Source organism: Janthinobacterium sp. GW822-FHT07A03, assembly GCF_058798815.1.
This window is the reverse complement of the sequence record NZ_JBXAKW010000016.1, coordinates 1-16,639: the sequence shown is the minus strand read 5'-3', so window position 1 is coordinate 16,639 and position 16,639 is coordinate 1. Positions and strand designations below refer to the sequence as shown.

The 16,639-nt window shown below is 61.5% G+C and carries 11 protein-coding genes; 6 read left to right on the top strand and 5 right to left on the bottom strand.

Features of this window, described 5'->3' with window-relative positions; translation table 11 throughout:
* Positions 1 to 161: 161 nt before the first annotated feature.
* The 3 genes from AC1RJW_RS28370 to AC1RJW_RS28360 form a co-directional block, all read right to left on the bottom strand.
* Entirely contained in the window at positions 162 to 2,417 is a 2,256-nt protein-coding gene (locus AC1RJW_RS28370; RefSeq protein WP_493047888.1) for an Orn/Lys/Arg family decarboxylase, read from the bottom strand.
* Positions 2,418 to 2,655: 238 nt separating this feature from the next.
* Positions 2,656 to 3,141: a dihydrofolate reductase gene (locus AC1RJW_RS28365; RefSeq protein WP_493047887.1), complete on the bottom strand. Its 486-nt coding sequence runs from the start codon at positions 3,139 to 3,141 to the stop codon at positions 2,656 to 2,658.
* Between the two features lie 8 nt (positions 3,142 to 3,149).
* Entirely contained in the window at positions 3,150 to 3,908 is a 759-nt protein-coding gene (locus tag AC1RJW_RS28360) for an alpha/beta fold hydrolase (RefSeq protein ID WP_493047886.1), read from the bottom strand.
* Positions 3,909 to 4,132: 224 nt separating this feature from the next.
* Between AC1RJW_RS28360 and AC1RJW_RS28355 the strand changes: the two genes are divergently transcribed.
* The 4 genes from AC1RJW_RS28355 (at position 4,133) to AC1RJW_RS28340 (ending at position 9,857) form a co-directional block, all read left to right on the top strand.
* Positions 4,133 to 4,708 carry a TerD family protein gene (locus tag AC1RJW_RS28355; protein WP_034784423.1) on the top strand — a complete coding sequence of 192 codons (576 nt, stop codon included), beginning with the start codon at positions 4,133 to 4,135 and terminating at the stop codon, positions 4,706 to 4,708.
* Positions 4,709 to 4,806: 98 nt separating this feature from the next.
* On the top strand, positions 4,807 to 6,060 hold the full coding sequence (locus tag AC1RJW_RS28350; protein ID WP_493047885.1) for a TerD family protein: 1,254 nt from the start codon (positions 4,807 to 4,809) through the stop codon (positions 6,058 to 6,060).
* 9 nt (positions 6,061 to 6,069) lie between these two features.
* The gene (locus AC1RJW_RS28345; protein ID WP_493047884.1) at positions 6,070 to 7,407 is read left to right on the top strand and encodes a VWA domain-containing protein; all 1,338 of its coding nucleotides are present in this window, start codon (positions 6,070 to 6,072) and stop codon (positions 7,405 to 7,407) included.
* Between the two features lie 197 nt (positions 7,408 to 7,604).
* Positions 7,605 to 9,857, top strand: coding sequence for a TonB-dependent receptor domain-containing protein (locus tag AC1RJW_RS28340; protein ID WP_493047883.1), 2,253 nt, complete (start codon positions 7,605 to 7,607; stop codon positions 9,855 to 9,857).
* Here AC1RJW_RS28340 and AC1RJW_RS28335 read toward each other — a convergent pair.
* A complete protein-coding gene (locus tag AC1RJW_RS28335; protein ID WP_493047882.1) occupies positions 9,854 to 10,894 on the bottom strand; it encodes an SMI1/KNR4 family protein in 1,041 nt (346 codons plus the stop codon). The genes AC1RJW_RS28340 and AC1RJW_RS28335 overlap by 4 nt on opposite strands.
* Positions 10,894 to 11,868 carry a thymidylate synthase gene (locus tag AC1RJW_RS28330; RefSeq protein ID WP_493047881.1) on the bottom strand — a complete coding sequence of 325 codons (975 nt, stop codon included), beginning with the start codon at positions 11,866 to 11,868 and terminating at the stop codon, positions 10,894 to 10,896. The genes AC1RJW_RS28335 and AC1RJW_RS28330 overlap by 1 nt, the downstream gene beginning before the upstream one ends.
* A gap of 263 nt (positions 11,869 to 12,131) precedes the next feature.
* On the opposite strand from AC1RJW_RS28330, the gene AC1RJW_RS28325 reads away from it, so the two are divergent.
* Entirely contained in the window at positions 12,132 to 14,843 is a 2,712-nt protein-coding gene (locus tag AC1RJW_RS28325; RefSeq protein WP_493047880.1) for a bifunctional diguanylate cyclase/phosphodiesterase, read from the top strand.
* A 198-nt stretch (positions 14,844 to 15,041) separates the two neighbouring features.
* A complete protein-coding gene (locus tag AC1RJW_RS28320) occupies positions 15,042 to 16,484 on the top strand; it encodes an OmpP1/FadL family transporter (protein WP_493047879.1) in 1,443 nt (480 codons plus the stop codon).
* Positions 16,485 to 16,639 lie beyond the last annotated feature (155 nt).

Genomic DNA, 16,639 nt, shown 5'->3' with positions numbered 1-16,639 from the left:
TGAAAAACGCCGCCTGACTCACATCAGGCGGCGCTATTTAATGAAGTTCAACGAACATCACGAGAGTGCCTAGAAACGTTCAGGGCAAGGCGCGTTGCCGAAGACAGTACGAATAGTACGGCGAGGCAATGCAACGCCGCCATGGACGTTTTCTAGGTGCTCTAGTCCTGACGGACGCAGTCGACGAAGTAACCGCGCTTGCCATCGACTTCGCGTTTCACCAGACCATGCACATCCGTCTCGAAGCCCGGGAAGCGCTCGTTGAAGTCGCGCGCGAAGCGCAGGTAGTCGACGATGGTCTTGTTGAAGCGCTCGCCCGGGATCAGCAGCGGAATGCCCGGTGGATACGGCGTCAGCAGGATGGACGTGATGCGGCCTTCCAGTTCGTCGATGGCCACGCGCTCGATTTCGCGGTGCGCCATCTTGGCGAACGCGTCCGACGGCTTCATGGCGGGGATCATGTCCGACAGATACATTTCCGTCGTCAGACGCGCCACGTCATAGGCCTTGTAGAAATCGTGGATTTGCTGGCACAGGTCGCGCAAGCCCATTTTTTCATAGCGCGGGTTGGCCGCCGCGAATTCCGGCAGGATGCGCCACATCGGCTGGTTCTTGTCGTAGTCGTCCTTGAACTGCTGCAAAGCCGTCAGCAAGGTATTCCAGCGGCCCTTGGTGATGCCGATGGTAAACATGATGAAGAACGAGTACAGGCCGCATTTTTCAATGATGACGCCGTGCTCGGCCAGGTATTTGGTGACGATGGAGGCGGGGATGCCCGTGTCGCCGAACTGGCCGTCCAGCGACAGGCCCGGGTTGACGATGGTCGCCTTGATCGGGTCGAGCATGTTGAAGCCGGCGGCCAGGTCGCCGAAGCCGTGCCAGTCATCCTCGGCGCGTATCATCCAGTCTTCCTGCTGGCCCATGCCTTCGTCGTTGAAGCTGGACGGACCCCACACCTGGAACCACCAGTCCTGGCCCCATTCCTGGTCGATCTTCTTCATGGCGCGGCGGAAATCGAGCGCTTCCATGATCGATTCTTCCACCAGGGCCGTGCCGCCCGGCGCTTCCATCATGGCCGCGGCCACGTCGCACGAGGCGATGATGGAATACTGCGGCGAAGTCGAGGTGTGCATCAGGTAAGCCTCGTTGAAGGCATCCTGGTCCAGCTTGACCGTGTCCGATTCGCGCACGAGGATTTGCGAGGCCTGCGACAGGCCGGCCAGCAATTTGTGCGTGGACTGGGTCGAGAAGATCATCGATTCCTTGGCGCGCGGACGGTCCTTGCCGATGGCGTGCATATTCTTGTAGAAATCGTGGAAGGTGGCGTGCGGCAGCCATGCTTCATCGAAGTGCAGGGTGTCGATCTTGCCGTCGAGCATTTCGCGCAGGGTTTCCACGTTGTAGATCACGCCATCGTAGGTCGATTGCGTGATGGTCAGGATGCGCGGCTTCTTGTTCTTTGCTTCGCGCGCGAACGGATTCGCTTCGATCTTGCGGGCAATGCTTTCTGGGGTGAATTCATGCAGCGGAATGGGACCGATGATGCCCAGGTGATTGCGCGTCGGCATCAGGAACACGGGAATCGCGCCGCACATGATGATCGAGTGCAAGATTGACTTGTGGCAATTGCGGTCGACGACGACGATGTCGCCCGGTGCCACGGTCGAGTGCCACACCATCTTGTTCGAGGTCGAGGTACCGTTGGTGACAAAATAGCAATGATCGGCATTGAAGATGCGCGCCGCATTGCGTTCGGACGCGGCGACAGGGCCCGTATGGTCGAGCAGCTGGCCCAGTTCCTCGACGGCGTTGCAGACGTCGGCGCGCAGCATGTTTTCACCGAAGAACTGGTGGAACATCTGGCCGATCGGCGACTTCAGGAAAGCCACGCCGCCCGAGTGGCCGGGGCAGTGCCACGAATAGGAACCGTCGTTGGCGTAATGCACCAGCGCGCGGAAGAACGGCGGCGACAGGCCATCCAGATAGGATTTCGCTTCGCGGATGATGTGGCGCGCGACGAATTCCGGCGTATCTTCGAACATGTGGATGAAACCATGCAGTTCGCGCAGGATATCGTTGGGAATATGGCGCGAAGTGCGCGTTTCGCCGTACAGATAAATGGGGATGTCGGCGTTCTTGTAGCGGATTTCCTCGACGAAGGCGCGCAGCGATTTCAAGGCATGGTCGGTTTCCTCGATGGAACCGCCGCCGAATTCTTCATCGTCGATCGACAGCACGAAGGCTGACGCGCGCGATTGTTGCTGGGCAAATTGCGACAAATCGCCGTAGCTGGTCACGCCCAGCACTTCCATGCCTTCTTTTTCCATTGCGGCGGCAAGGGCGCGAATGCCCAGGCCGGACGTATTTTCAGAACGGAAATCCTCGTCAATGATGACGATGGGGAAACGAAATTTCATGCATGTCTCCAAAAAAGCAAGCCGCCCCTGACAGATGTGAAGGGGCGGACTAGGGCGCGACGGTCAGGCGGTGGTACAACCCGGCAGCCGCAGAAAAAAAATAAGAACGGGATTCTCGCAGAAATGCGGCGTCTGCGGGAAAAAAATATCACCCCGAAGCGTCACAAGCGTACGCTAGCGTGACGTATGGGTATGACAGGGGTATTACAGCAACATTCTGGCTATCAATATAACCTTATCAGGCTTTGCGTTGCAGCGTGACAAAGGCGTAAGGCAGGCCGGATTTCTCCGAAACATGCGCCTCGCGCGCGGTTTCTTGCCATACGGCATGATCAACAGCAGGGAAGAACGCGTCGCAATCAAAGCTCTGGCCGATTTCCGTGACGATCAAACGTTGTGTCAGAGGCAATGCCTGCTGGTAGATTTCCGCGCCGCCGATGACATAGCCTTCCGCGCCATCGAGCAGGGCGATGGCCGCTTCCACCGACGAGACCGCTTCCACGCCTTCATGGCGCCAGTCGGCATTGCGCGTGATAACGATGTTGCGGCGGTTCGGCAGCGGCCGGCCGATGGAATCGAAGGTCTTGCGGCCCATGAGGATGGGGTGGCCCGTCGTCAGACGCTTGAAGTGCGCCAGGTCTTCCGGCAGTTTCCAGGGCAAGGTATTGTTGATGCCGATGCCGCCTTGCTGGTCGGTGGCGACGATGATGGTCAAATGGCTCATTGCTTCTGTCAAAGTAGTTGGGGCATGGCCCGATGCCCGTCATTATCGTTGAAATTGCCGGCAGCCTCCAGATGCGCACGCATGGCGTCGGCCAGCGGACCCGGCGCTTCCAGCGGAATCATGTGGCCGGTGTTGTCTTTCAGCAAGTGCAAGGTGGCTTGCGGCAGGCGGGCCGCCATGGCGCGCAAATCGTCGGGATGGACGAGCTTGTCGTCTTCGGCGCCCACGATCAGCACGGGACAGCTGAGTTCCGGCAGGCGTGCCATCAGGTCGGGGCGGTCTATGGTGGTGATGAATTGCGCCAGCAGCACGTCCTTGCCCAGGTCCAGGCCCATTTGCCGGATCAGGCCCGTGATGGCCGCGTCCTGCAGGTGCGCGGGATGCAGCAGTTCGCGCAGGCGCTGGCGCGTGATGCCCGCATAGGCATTGCGCTCGAGCATGGCGACGATGCGCTGGCGCGCTTCGATTTCCGCCGGCAGCAAACCTTTGGCCGAATTGGCGATCAAAATCAAGGACTGCACGCGCTGCGGCTGCGCCAGCGCATGTTCGAGCGCCAGGTAGGCGCCCAGCGAAAAACCCACCAGGTGGGCTTGGGGCGCACTGTGGCTGGCGATCATCGATTGCATCTGCGGGCGCGTACGCGCCTGGTGCAGGGGCACGTGATGTAGATCAAAGGCGCCGCCCAGGGCAGGCGCCAGGCGCGACCACAGGCGTTCATCGCACAGGGTGCCGGGGATGCAGTCGAGTTGTATCTTATTCAAGGACATCCCGGGTTCAGGTCGCTCATGAGGGTGAAAATTTTCGTCGAGCGGCATTATCCGTCATTTTGCGCATCGGGGCAGCCGTACGGTATTTTCCGCATGGCATTATTTTCAATAGTGCGCGGCTGACAAGCAGGAACTTTATGGTAGGCTCATGGCTCATCAAGCCGGGGTACCGGCGAGGTGACCTGAAACACCGAATGCAACCCACACATTAAAGAGGAAACACCATGGCGATCAGTTTGCAAAAAGGCGGCAATGTCAACCTGAGCAAGGAAGCTCCCGGCTTGAAGAAAATCGTGATTGGCCTGGGTTGGGACCCGCGCGCCACCGATGGCGCCGCTTTCGACCTGGACGGCAGCGCCTTCCTGCTGAAAACGGACGGCAAGGCCCGTTCCGACGCTGATTTCATTTTTTACAACAACCTGAAGTCGGCTGACGGCTCCATCGTCCACGCGGGCGACAACACCACGGGCGGCGGCGACGGCGACGACGAGAAAGTCGCCGTCGACCTGGCCAATGTACCCGCCGACATCGACAAGATCGCCGTGGCCGTCACCATCCACGACGCGGAAAACCGCAAGCAGAACTTCGGCATGGTCGGCAAGGCCTACATCCGCTGCCTGAACGGCGACAACGGCGCGGAAATCGCCCGCTACGACCTGTCGGAAGACGGCTCGACGGAAGCGGCCATGATCTTCGGCGAAATCTACCGCGCCGGCAGCGAATGGAAATTCAAGGCCATCGGCCAGGGTTTCAAAGGCGGCCTGGGCCCACTGGCCCGTTCCTTTGGTATTAATGCGTAAAAAGCATGTTGACGCCTGAAAGGGCGTACCTTTGCCGGGCGGCCACGCTGCCCGGTTTTGCTTCTCCTTTGTATCCCCCTTCTTATCTACCTGATTCCATGGAAAACCTGATCAAGGGGCAGCGCCTGGCGCTGTCCGGCCTCGTCACGGGCAACGTCGTGCAACTGGGCCTTGCCAGCGCCGGCGTGGCGCTGGATTTTGCCTGTTTCGGCCTCGATGCCGCCGGTAAACTGTCCGATGACCGCTACATGACTTTCTTTAACCAGCCGCGCACGCCGTGCGGGGGCGTGGAAATGTCGGCGCCGTCCGGCGATGCGGCCGGTTTCAGCTACCAGCTGGACCGTTTGCCTGCTGCCATCGAACGCCTCGTCGTGACGGCCGCCATCGATGGGGCGGCCACCATGGCGCAGCTGGGCAGCGGCTACCTGCGCCTGCTCGACGGCGGGAGAGAATTGGCCCGCTTTGCGTATGCAGGATCTGATTTTGCGCAAGAAAAAGCCGTCATGCTGGGCGAGTTCTACCGCAAGGATGGCGGCTGGCGCTTCATGGCCGTGGGCCAGGGTTTCAATGGCGGCCTCGATGCACTGGTCGCGCATTTCGGCGGCGAAGTGGCGCAGGCGGCAGCGGAACCGGCGCCGGCACCCAAGATTTCCTTGTCGAAAATTTCGCTGACCAAGGCGGGGCAGACGCACAAGGTGTCGCTGGAGAAGGGCGCGGGCGCGCCGAGCAAACTCACCGTCAAGGCTGCCTGGGTCGATAACGGCGATGGCGACGACGATAACGACGACCTCGATTTGCGGGTCGGCATCCTCTTGCCGAACGGCCAGATGCGTTTCATCCAGGCGCCGGACGCGGCCGGGAACTTCGACAGCATGCCTTTCGTGCGCCACCTGGGCGACGTGGCGGGCGCATCCGACAAGGAGCCGGCCACGGAAACGGTGGAAGTCAATCCTGCGCTGGCGCAACATTACGGCGGCACGGTGGGCCTCGTCTTCAGCGTGTACTCGGCGGTGGCCAATGGCGCCGTTTCCGTCGCCTCCATGCGGCCGAAGATGGTCATGCAGTATGGCCAGCAGATCGTCGAGTGCGACTTCGATTTCCGCCTGTCCAAGGCTGCCGACGACGATTCCGTCTACACCTATGTGATCGGCATGGCGCGCGTCACGCCCGACAGCATCATTCTCGAGCCGTCCGGCAAGACGTCCGAACCGGGCAGCGAAGCGACGCCGTGGCTGAGCTGGCAGGGCGAGAACCTGCAACTGGCCTTCAACGGTCCCGTCGTCTTCAAGGGCGAGGACAAGGAAGACGAAGAAGATTGCAACGCGGACAATCCGCGCCGTTACATTGTCTAGGAGATACTGATGGAAACCTTGAGCAAGGGTCAGCGCTTGCCGCTGGCCAATCTCGTTCCCGATGGCGTCTTGCAGGTCGGCGTCGCCGCCCAGGGCCTGGCGCTCGACGTGGCCTGCTTCGGCCTCGATGCCAACGGCAAGCTGTCCGACGAGCGCTACATGACCTTTTTCAATCAGCCGCGCACGCCGTGCGGTGGCGTGGAAGCGCGCGCCGGCAGCGGTGGCGACATGGCCGCGTTTGCCTTGCAGTTGGCGCGCTTGCCGGCCGAAATCGACCGCCTCGTCGTGACGGCCTCCATCGATGGCGGCGGCGTGATGTCGCAACTGCAATCGGGCCACGTGCGCCTGCAGGCGGGCGCACGCGAACTGGCCCGCTTTGCCTTTGCCGGGTCTGATTTTGCGCAAGAAAAAGCCGTCATGCTGGCAGAAATTTACCGCAAGGATGGCGGCTGGCGCTGCATGGCCGTGGGCCAGGGCTTCAATGGGGGACTCGATGCGCTGGTGCAGCATTTCGGCGGCGAAGTCGACCAGGCAACCCCTGCCGCTCCTGCCGCGGCGGCTTCGGCCGTCATGCAGGCAAAGATCAACCTGGAAAAGCGGGTCGAACGCGAGGCGCCGCAACTGGTCAGCCTGGTCAAGCAGGCGGGCGTGTCCTTGCAAAAAGTGGGCCTGCTTGACCACCGCGCCAAGGTCTGTCTGTGCCTCGATATTTCCGGCTCCATGGGACGGCTGTATAAAGAGGGGCTGGTGCAGCGCTTTGCCGAGCGCATCCTGGCCCTGGGCTGCAAGTTCGACGACGACGGCGAGATCGACGTCTTTCTTTTTGGCAAGAACGTCCACCATCCGGCACCGATGGCCTTGAGTAACTGCAATACCTATGTGGGCCAGGCCATACAGCGCCATCCGCTGGAAGGCGACACGCGCTATGGCGCCGCGATGCAGGCGATCCGCGCGTTTTATTTTCCTGATGCCCGTGGCGGCGAGCGCACGCGGCCCGTCGCGGCCGAGTTGCCCGTGTACGTCATGTTCGTCACCGATGGCGGCACCAGCGACCAGGCGACGACGGAGAAACAGTTGCGCTGGGCGAGTAACGAGCCCATCTTCTGGCAATTCATGGGCATCGGCAAGGGGCGCAAGTCGAAAAGCAAGTTCCTCGCCGCCTTTGCCGATTCCGACTTCCCGTTTCTGGAAAAGCTCGACGAATTGCAGGGACGCCTGGTCGACAATGCCAACTACTTTTCCGTCAGTTCGCCCGACGAGCACAGCGATGCAGAACTGTATGATTTATTGATGACGGAATATCCGGGCTGGCTGAAGCTGGCGCGCGGCAATGGCTTGCTGAGGTAGCGCAAAGGTAGCGCAAAGGTTAACGGATGAGGCTGTACGGCCACAAGTGCAAGAGATTTGTAAATTGAAGTAAATAACAATGGTTCGCATTTGCTTTGCTCCTTGCAATCGTGGCATGCTTGAACTGTGCCCACACATGTGCTCTCACGCTGCGGCGTAGTGCCTCATCCGTAGCGTCTCGATTATCTTTTAGCCAAATGCATAAACTTCTTTTTCATTGCCTGGCGGGCAGCAGCCTGCTCGTCTCCGGCGCCGCTGTCCAGGCGCAAACCGTCACCGGCGATACTGCCGTCAAGCCGGCGCCGGCCGCCGGGTCTCCGCCTTCCGTCAGCGTGACGGCCGAACGTCCCACGGGCCGCATCGACCGGCAAGTCTACGACGTCAAGTCCGACGTGGGCAGCAGCATTGGCACGGCGGCCGATGCCTTGAACAATGTGCCGTCGGTGGCCGTCGATCCCGATGGGGCCGTCTCCCTGCGCGGCAGCAGCAATGTGCAGATCTTGATCGATGGCAAGCCGTCGGCCATGCTGCAGGGCGATTCGCGCGGCGCCACCCTGAACGCCATGGCCGCCGACGATATCGAATCCGTGGAAGTGATCAACAATCCCGGCGCCCAGTTCGGCAACGAGGCCGGTGGCGGCCCGATCCTGAACCTAGTGATGCGGCGCAACCGCAAGCCGGGCGGTTTTGCCACCGTCAACGCGAATGCGGGCATTGCCGGACGCTACAACAGCTCCGTCTCCGGCACCTATAACGAAGGGCCGTGGGGCTACCAGGGCGGCATCAATGTGCGCCATGACGGCCGCAATTCCGTGGGCGAGGTCAGCCGCGAGCGCCTGGAGCGTGGCACGGGCGCGTTTGCCCCCAGCAGCCAGCAGTCCACCAACAATGGCTTGAACGACTCGCTGGGCTTACACGGCACCGTCAATTACAACCTGAACGCGAATGACACCCTGGCCGCCAGCGTGTCGTATAACGGGCGCAGCAACGACCAGCGCTCGCTCGACCGCTACATCAATGGCGACAGCACGGGCAGCACCATCGGCGACTATGTGCGCAGCACCGTGCGCAACGGCGACAGCCGCAACTACAGCTGGGGCGCGCGCTACGACCACAAGGGAGAATTGCCGGGCGAAACCCTCAAGATCGACCTGCGCGTGTCGTCATCGACCAACGAGAGCGACAGCGATTACGTCAATACCTACGCGGTCGCGCCCGTGAATGCCTTCGACAGCCGCGCGCGCCAGCACAGCGAGACGGGCAACCGCATCGTCGACTTCAGCGGCGACTACGAGCGTCCGCTGGCGGGCGGTACGGCCAAGCTCGGTTACAAGGTGGTCGACAACAAGAGCAGTTTCGACACCCTGTACACGGACATCAACCCGGCCAGCCTGGCCGAGACCGTCAACCCCATGCGCAGCAACCGTTTCGAGCTCGACGAACGCACCATCGCGCTGTACGGCTCGTACCAGATGCGCCTGAGCGAGCGCTGGGGCGCGCTGGCCGGCTTGCGCGCCGAATACACGGACTTGAACGTGCGCCAGATCACCAGCGGCGTCGAGGCCGGCAACAATTACATCAACTACATTCCCAGCCTGTTCGCCACGTATAAGGTCAGCGACGAGAGCAACCTGCGCTTCAGCTATGCGCACCGCCTGCGCCGCCCGAGCGCGGGCGACCTGAATCCGTACGTGATCTACCGCGATGAGTTCAATGTGTCGGCCGGCAACCCGAAGCTGAAACCCACGCAGACGGATTCGTTCGAGGTCGGCTATGAAACCAGATTGTTTGGCCTGGAAAGCAGCTTGCGCGCCTACCACCGCCGCGACACGGATGCCATCGTCGATTACCGTTATTTCATCAGCGACAACGTGTTGTTGACGACGCGCGAAAACGGCGAAGGCAGCCATTCGAGCGGCCTGGAGTTCAGCGTCAGCGGCAAGCTCACGCCATCATTGACCCTGAACACGAGCGGCAACCTGGCGCGCAGCCAGCAAACCAGTTCCGACGACCTGGGCAACCGCAGCACGCGCACGGCGAATGCCCTGAGCGGCCGCGCGCGACTCAATTACCAGATCAATCCCGCCAACCAGCTGCAACTGGCCCTGCAAATGCAAGGCAAGATGCTGTCGGGACAGGGCTACCGCTCGCCGAACAATACCTTGAACCTCAGTCTACGCCACACGGTGACGCCGCAATTGAGCCTGGTCATGAATGTGACCGATGTGTTCAGCAGCAACAAGATGGAAACCGTCATCAACAGCGCCTCCCTGCGCGAGACGAGCACGCGGCGCTTCGATGGACGGATGATTTATGTGGGGCTGTCGTACCGCCTGGGCGGCGCCACCTCGGCGGCGAAAGAGGGCGAGCGCGAACCGCGTTTCGGCCCGCCGGGCGGACGCGGGCCAGGCGGTCCCGGCCCGGGCGGACCGGGAGGCGAAGCAGGCTAGGCCGCTGCCGCGATCTCGTTCAGGAAGTCGATGAAACTGTCCGCATGGCGCTCGAAGCGCCATGTGCCCATGCCGTGTTCGGCCGTGTACACGGGCGCATCGCCGCCGGCAATGGCGCCCAGGTCCAGGCAATACGGATCGGCGCCCGCGTCGGCGATCACCAGGTATTGTTCCGGCCAGCCGGCGATGGCGGCGCCGCTGACGGCATCCCAGGCGTAACCGTACTGGGCCTTGACCAGCTCGGCCGCGCCGTACAGGCTCAAGCCCTGGAAATACCGTGGGCTGTCGAGCAACACCCGCAGCGGTGAATGGCAAGCGAGGAAGCGCCGGTACTGCTCCGGCAAGGCCCAGCGCTGCGCGATGCCGGCCATGTCGGCGGCGCTGGCGATGGTCAGCCAGTTCGATGGCTGTGCCAGGTCCTGCTCCTTTTTGCGCCGCGCCGCCAGTTTTTTCTCCAGCCTGGCAGCAGCTTTTTCCAGCGGCGTGCGCGGCTCATCGAGCGCCGCGTGGGTGGCGGGCGCCGCATGGCCTGCGCCATCCGGGTAGCCATCGCGTTGCCAGGCCAGCACGGCAGCTAGCGGGAGGCTGTCGGGCTTCCAGTGGCCGGGGTCATGCGGCAAACCCATGTCGAAAGGCTGGCGGCTGAAGACGGCCAGGCTCTTGATCGCCTTGGCGCGCACTTCCAGGCTCGCGGCGCCGGACGCTGCCAGCGCCGCCAGCGGCGCATAAGCATCCTTGCCTATGCTTTTCAGCATGCCATCGACGGCCCGGTAGGCCAGCTCGGGCTGCGCCAACCCCCATGCAAAAAATGCCGTATGTTCATTGGCTTGCGCCAATTGCACGATATCCGTCATCAGGAAGGCGCGCCAGTGCAGCAGCTGGCCTTCCCTGGCGTAGGCGGTCAGGATGGCAAGCACGGCTTGCCGCTCGTCGGGAGCATGCTTTTTCAGCAGCCGCTCTTTCAGCCGGGCAAACTTGCTGCCATCCGTTTCGTCAAACAGCTTGCGGTGCAGGGCGGCCAGCGGTGCCACCGCCATCAGACGGCCATCGCCGCCTTGATGGGCGCATGGTGTTCATAGCCTTCCAGCGAGAAATCCGACGGTTCGATCTTTTCCAGCCATTCCGGCTCGTACTTGCCCGTCTTGGCGTAGTCGGGCACGCGGTCGGAAATGACGAAACGGGGCGCCGGGAACGGCGTGCGCTTGAGTTGCTCTTCCACCATGTCGAGGTGGTTTTCATAGATGTGCGCGTCGCCGATGAAATAGGTGAACCAGCGCGGCGTGTAGCCCGTCAGGCGCGCCACCAGGTGCAGCAGGGCCGCGCCTTCGGCGATGTTGAACGGCGTGCCCAGGCCGATATCGTTGCTGCGCACATATAAACACAGCGAGATCTCGCGCGTGCTGGCGTTCGGGATGAACTGGTACAGCAAGTGGCAGGCGGGCAGGGCGACGGCGTCCAGCACGGCCGGATTCCAGCCGTGGAACAGGATGCGGCGGCTGCCGGGATTGGTCATGATGGTGTCCAGGCATTCGCGCAGCTGGTCGACGGCCTTGTACAGCAGCACTTTTTGCACGCCGTCTTCTATCATTTTATCAACGATCTTGAATCCTTTAGATTCGGCATCGCTAATTTGCGCATGCTTACAAGCGTCAAGTAGTTTGTATGCTGGCCAGTTGCGCCACTGTACGCCATATATTGGACCAAGGTCATCCTCGCCTTCGCGATAAGGATTAGATAGCCATTGTGCGTTTTCGTTGGCATTTTGATCCCAAACTTTACAGCCCAATGCACGGAACTCTGCTGCGTTGCGCGAGGCGCGTAGGAAAGCGCATAATTCCCCGATCACAGATTTGAAAGCCAGTTTCTTGGTTGTCACGGCAGGAAATATACCATTGGCCAAGTCGAAACGCATCATGGCGCCAGGCACGCTCAAGGTGCGGATGCCCGTGCGATTGTCTTGCCAGCTGCCTGTTTTGAGAACGGTCTTAATCAAATCTTGGTATTGCTGCATCTATTTCTCCAACGGGACAGGGCCCAGCTAGCGAAAGAGGACGTCGATCACCAGCCGGATATGGATTGTAACCAACACAAGCCTATGCGACTAGCATAATTTGATTAGACAAAGTGAAACCTATTACACGTATCGATATCCGTGTGGTAACTTCTATGTCTCCGTGGAAATTCTTCCTGTTTTGACACAATAAATAGACGGTCCTGTTAATCCTCATGTTCTTGCGACAATTTGTAAATAATAATAACGCCGCCGTGGTGGAGATGAGCAGGGCCGATTTTCTCAAGGCCAACCTGCGCCTGATCCTGGCCTGGCCCTTGCTGGGGCTGGTCCTGTGCGCGGTGCTGTGGACGGCTACCCTGCTGCAGCTGGAGGCGGAAAAGAAGGTGGCGCAGCAGCAGGCGCTCGACAGCGTCTCCTCGCAGGCCAAGGCTTACAGCCAGTACCTGCTGCGCACCCTCGAGCAGATGGACCAGCTGACCTTGCAGCTCAAGTATGAGTGGGAAAATTCGCGCGGCCGTCTGCGCCTCGACCAGTTGAAGACGCAGGGCATGTATGCCTTGCCGCAATTTGCCATCGTCGCCATCCTCGACCGCAAGGGCCATCCCGTGACGGCCACGGCGCCGCTGCAGCGCCTGCGCGTCAACGAGCGCAGCGATTTCCTGCTGCGCCATTGGCGCAGCAATTCCAGCGCCCTGCGCATCGCGCTGGGAAAGACCAATGCCGCCAGCGAGGCGGCTGCGGCAACCCCGGGCGCCGGCGAAAGCCTCGTGCATTTCACGCGCCGGCTGGAAGACGAGGATGGCAATTTCGACGGCGTGCTGCTCATCTCCATCCATTCCAGCTATTTTTCCGAATTCTATAACAGCGTCAATTTCGGCAAGTTCGGCATGTCCGCCATGGTGGGCGAGGAGGGCGAGCTGTTCAGCACGCGCCTCGGTTCGCGCGTGCTGCCGAGCCAGAGCGGCGAGGGCACGCCGTTTCTCGACACGAGTTTCCTGGAAACGGAGAGCGGTGCCCTGCATTCGGGCGGCAGGATCGCCTTTTCTGACAAGCAAAGCCGCTATGTGGGCTGGCAGGCGCTGAAAGCCTATCCGTTTACGGCCGTGGTCGGCCTGTCGGACGGCGAGATGCTGCACCCCTACGAGGAAACGCGCACCATTTATATCGGCATCGCGCTGGCCGTCACCGTGCTGCTGCTGGCCTTTGCCGCCGTCGCCACCATGCTGTCGCTGCGCCTGGCGTGGCGCCACCACCAGTCCGAAGGCGTGCGCAATGCCTACCGCATGGCCACCGAAGGCACCAGCGATGGCTTTTATATCATCGCCGCCCTGCGCGGCAGCGATGGCAGCATCCTCGATTTCGAGATCGTCGACTGCAACGAGCCGGGCGCCGGCTACTTCGGCGTGCGCCGGGAACAGTTGCTGGGCATGCGCCTGCAGTCGCGCGCCCACGAGCCGTATTTCCGCGACCTGATCCACAATTACCGGGCCGCCATGCAGTCCGGCTTTTCCGAGGAAGAGATCGAGTTGCCGGAAGGAAACCCGTTCAAGCTGCGCTGGATACGCCGGCGCCTGGTGCGCAGCGGCGACCGCCTGGCCGTCACCCTGCAAGACATCAGCACGGCCAAGGAACACGAGCGCGACTTGCGCCGCCTGGCCAACGAGGACGGCTTGACGGGCTTGCCCAACCGCTACTGGCTGCAGCAATTCCTGCCCGGCGCCCTGGGGCGCGCCGCCATCGCGCGGCACATGCTGGCGCTGCTGTTCATCGACCTCGACGGGTTCAAGGATATCAACGACACGCAGGGCCATGCCGAGGGCGACAAGGTACTGCGCGCCGCCTCGCTGCGCCTGAAGGCGGTGCTGCGCCCGGGCGACCACGTGGTGCGCCTGGGCGGCGATGAATTCGTCGTCGTGCTCGACCCGGTGGAGGACGACAGCCGCGCCGAACAGGTGGCGCAGCGCATCGCCATCGCCTTCGATGAACCGTTTTACCTGGGCAGCGAGCGCCACAAGATGGGCGCCTCGATCGGCATCAGCCTGTATCCGCGCGATGGCGCCGAGACGGAAGTGCTGCTGAAGAACGCCGATATCGCCATGTACGCCGTGAAAGTGGCGGGCAAGGGCCATCACCGCTTCTTCCAGCCGGAATTGTTCGAAACCATCCGCAACCGCCGCGAACTGGAGCAAAGCCTGGTGACGGCGCTGGAGCAGGACCAGTTCCTCGTCGTCTACCAGCCGCGCGTCGACGCCATGAGCGGGCAGCTGTGCAGCATGGAGGCGCTGGTGCGCTGGCAGCATCCGCAGCACGGCATGGTGCCGCCGCTGGAATTCATCCCCGTGGCCGAGAGCAGCGGCCTGATTTCGCAGCTGGGCGAGGTCGTCATCGAGAAGGTATGCCTGCAGATGGCGCGCTGGCAGGCCAGCGGGCTGGAACTGGTGCCCGTGTCCATCAACGTCTCGGCGCGCCAGTTCGGCCGTGGCGACGTGCACCAGGTGCTGGCGTCCGCGCTGACGCGCCACCGCATCGATGCGCGGCTGATCGAGGTGGAAATCACGGAATCGGCCATGATGGATGAACAGAACCGTGCCGTGGAGCAGCTGTCGGCCATCCGCGCGCTGGGCGTGCGCCTGCTGGTCGACGATTTCGGCACGGGATACTCCTCGCTGTCGCAGCTGCAGAAGTTCGCCATGGATGGCTTGAAGATCGACCGCGCCTTCACCATGGAACTGGGCCGCTCGGAGCAGGGCGAGGTCTTCGTGCGCGCCATCCTGTCGATGGCGCATGCGCTGGGCATGAGCGTGGTGGCCGAAGGGGTGGAGACGCGCGAGCAGCTCGACATCCTGCGCGCGCTGCAGTGCAATGAAGTGCAGGGCTATTTCATCTCGCGCCCGGTGCCGGCCGAACAGATGCTGGCGCTGATGCACCAGCGCTTCCTGATACCGCTGCCAGCCCCGGCGCCGGCACTGTAGAACGTCGTGATTGGCGTGGAAAACAACGCCGTTTCATAAAAAGAGCGAACGTTCGCTTTTTTCTAAAAAATATTATATGCTTCGCTCATGCCGTCAGTGAATTGGAGTTCACGGCGGCAAGAACAATGCAGGACGGGTGAGGTTGAACTACCCGGGATAATGTGACGAAGACACTTCATATAATAAAGAGAGACTAACTTGAAACATAAATATCTGCCCCTTTTGATCGTTGCCGCGTTCGCCGGCATCTCTTCCACCGCACAAGCATCGGGCTACCGTTTCGGCTCGCAAAGCGTTTCCGCCCAGGGCACGGCCGATGCCAGCGGCGCCGAAGCGGCCGACGCATCGACCATTTTCTACAATCCGGCCGGCATGTCGCGCCTGGAAGGCACGCAATTCGTGGGCGGCGGCACCCTCGTGGTACCGCATTCGACCTACCAGGATTCGGGTTCGAAGCCTTTCTTCCCGGGCAACCGCACGCCTTACGCGGAAACCAAGGACTACGCGCCGGACGCCGTGTTCGCGCCAGCGCTGTACGCCAGCAAGAAAATCAATGAGCAGTGGACCGTCGGCGCGGGCCTGTTCGTGCCGTATGGCGCCAAGCTCGACTACGGCAACGACTGGTATGGCCGCTACGCGATCACGAATATCAAGCTCGAAGCCATCGCCCTGAATCCTTCCGTATCGTTCAAGCTGGACCAGCACCACTCGTTCGGCTTCGGCGTGACGGCCGAATACATGAAGGCGGAACTGGGCCAGGGCGTGGACGTGCCGGGTTCGGTTGCCTACCTGGGCAAGTTTGCACCAACCGCATCGCAGGCCTTCCTGGCCAATATCGCCAAGACGCAGGGCCTGGCCGCGGCGCAAGCTGCGGGCGCCGCGCTGCAGGGCCCGATCAAGGATGGCCACGCCTCGATGGACGGCCATGACTGGGGCTTCGGCTTCAACCTGGGCTATCTGTACCAGCTGAACGAAGGCACGCGTTTCGGTATCGCTTACCGCTCGTCGATTTCGCACAAGCTCAAGGGCAGCACCATCTGGGACTTCTCGCAAGTGACGGGCAACCCGGCCGTGAACGCCTTCATCGCCAAGGCGTCGAACAAGGTCAATTCGGAAGCGCTGGTGGAATTGCGCACGCCGGAAACCCTGTCGATCAACGCCTTCCATCAGATGGATGATAAATGGGCCTTGATGGGCGACGTCACCTGGACCCGCACTTCGCGCCTGCAGAACCTGGACATCCAGTTCCCGCCGACGGCCGAAGGCGCCGAGCGCATTCGCCAGAACTGGAAGGATACCTACCGCGTGTCGCTGGGTACCAACTACAAGTACAGCGAAAGCCTGATGCTGCGCGCCGGTATCGCCCACGACCAGGCGCCGGTCCGCAGCGCCGAACTGCGCCACCCGGCCTTGCCGGACAGCGACCGCATGCAGTATTCGATCGGCGCGAACTGGAAGCTGAACGCCAATTCCTCGATCGACCTGGCCTACAGCTATATCGACTTCAAGGATGCTGAAGTCAACTACAAGAATGACTGCTCGCCCGTCATGACTGGCTGCACCGGCAACGGTGAAACCACCAAGGGCCTGTTCAAGACCCGCATGCAGTTGATCGGTCTCGCTTATAACTACAAGTTCTAAGCAGGTAGTGGCGGCCAACCCGGCCGCCATGAATGAAAAAAGCGCCTTCGGGCGCTTTTTTTTAGGCTCTGTCCCCGACAAATAGGGGAACTCAAGGAATCTTCCCCAGCCCCGGCTGTCTGACGGTACCTATCAGACAAACGGGAGCCTCCCAT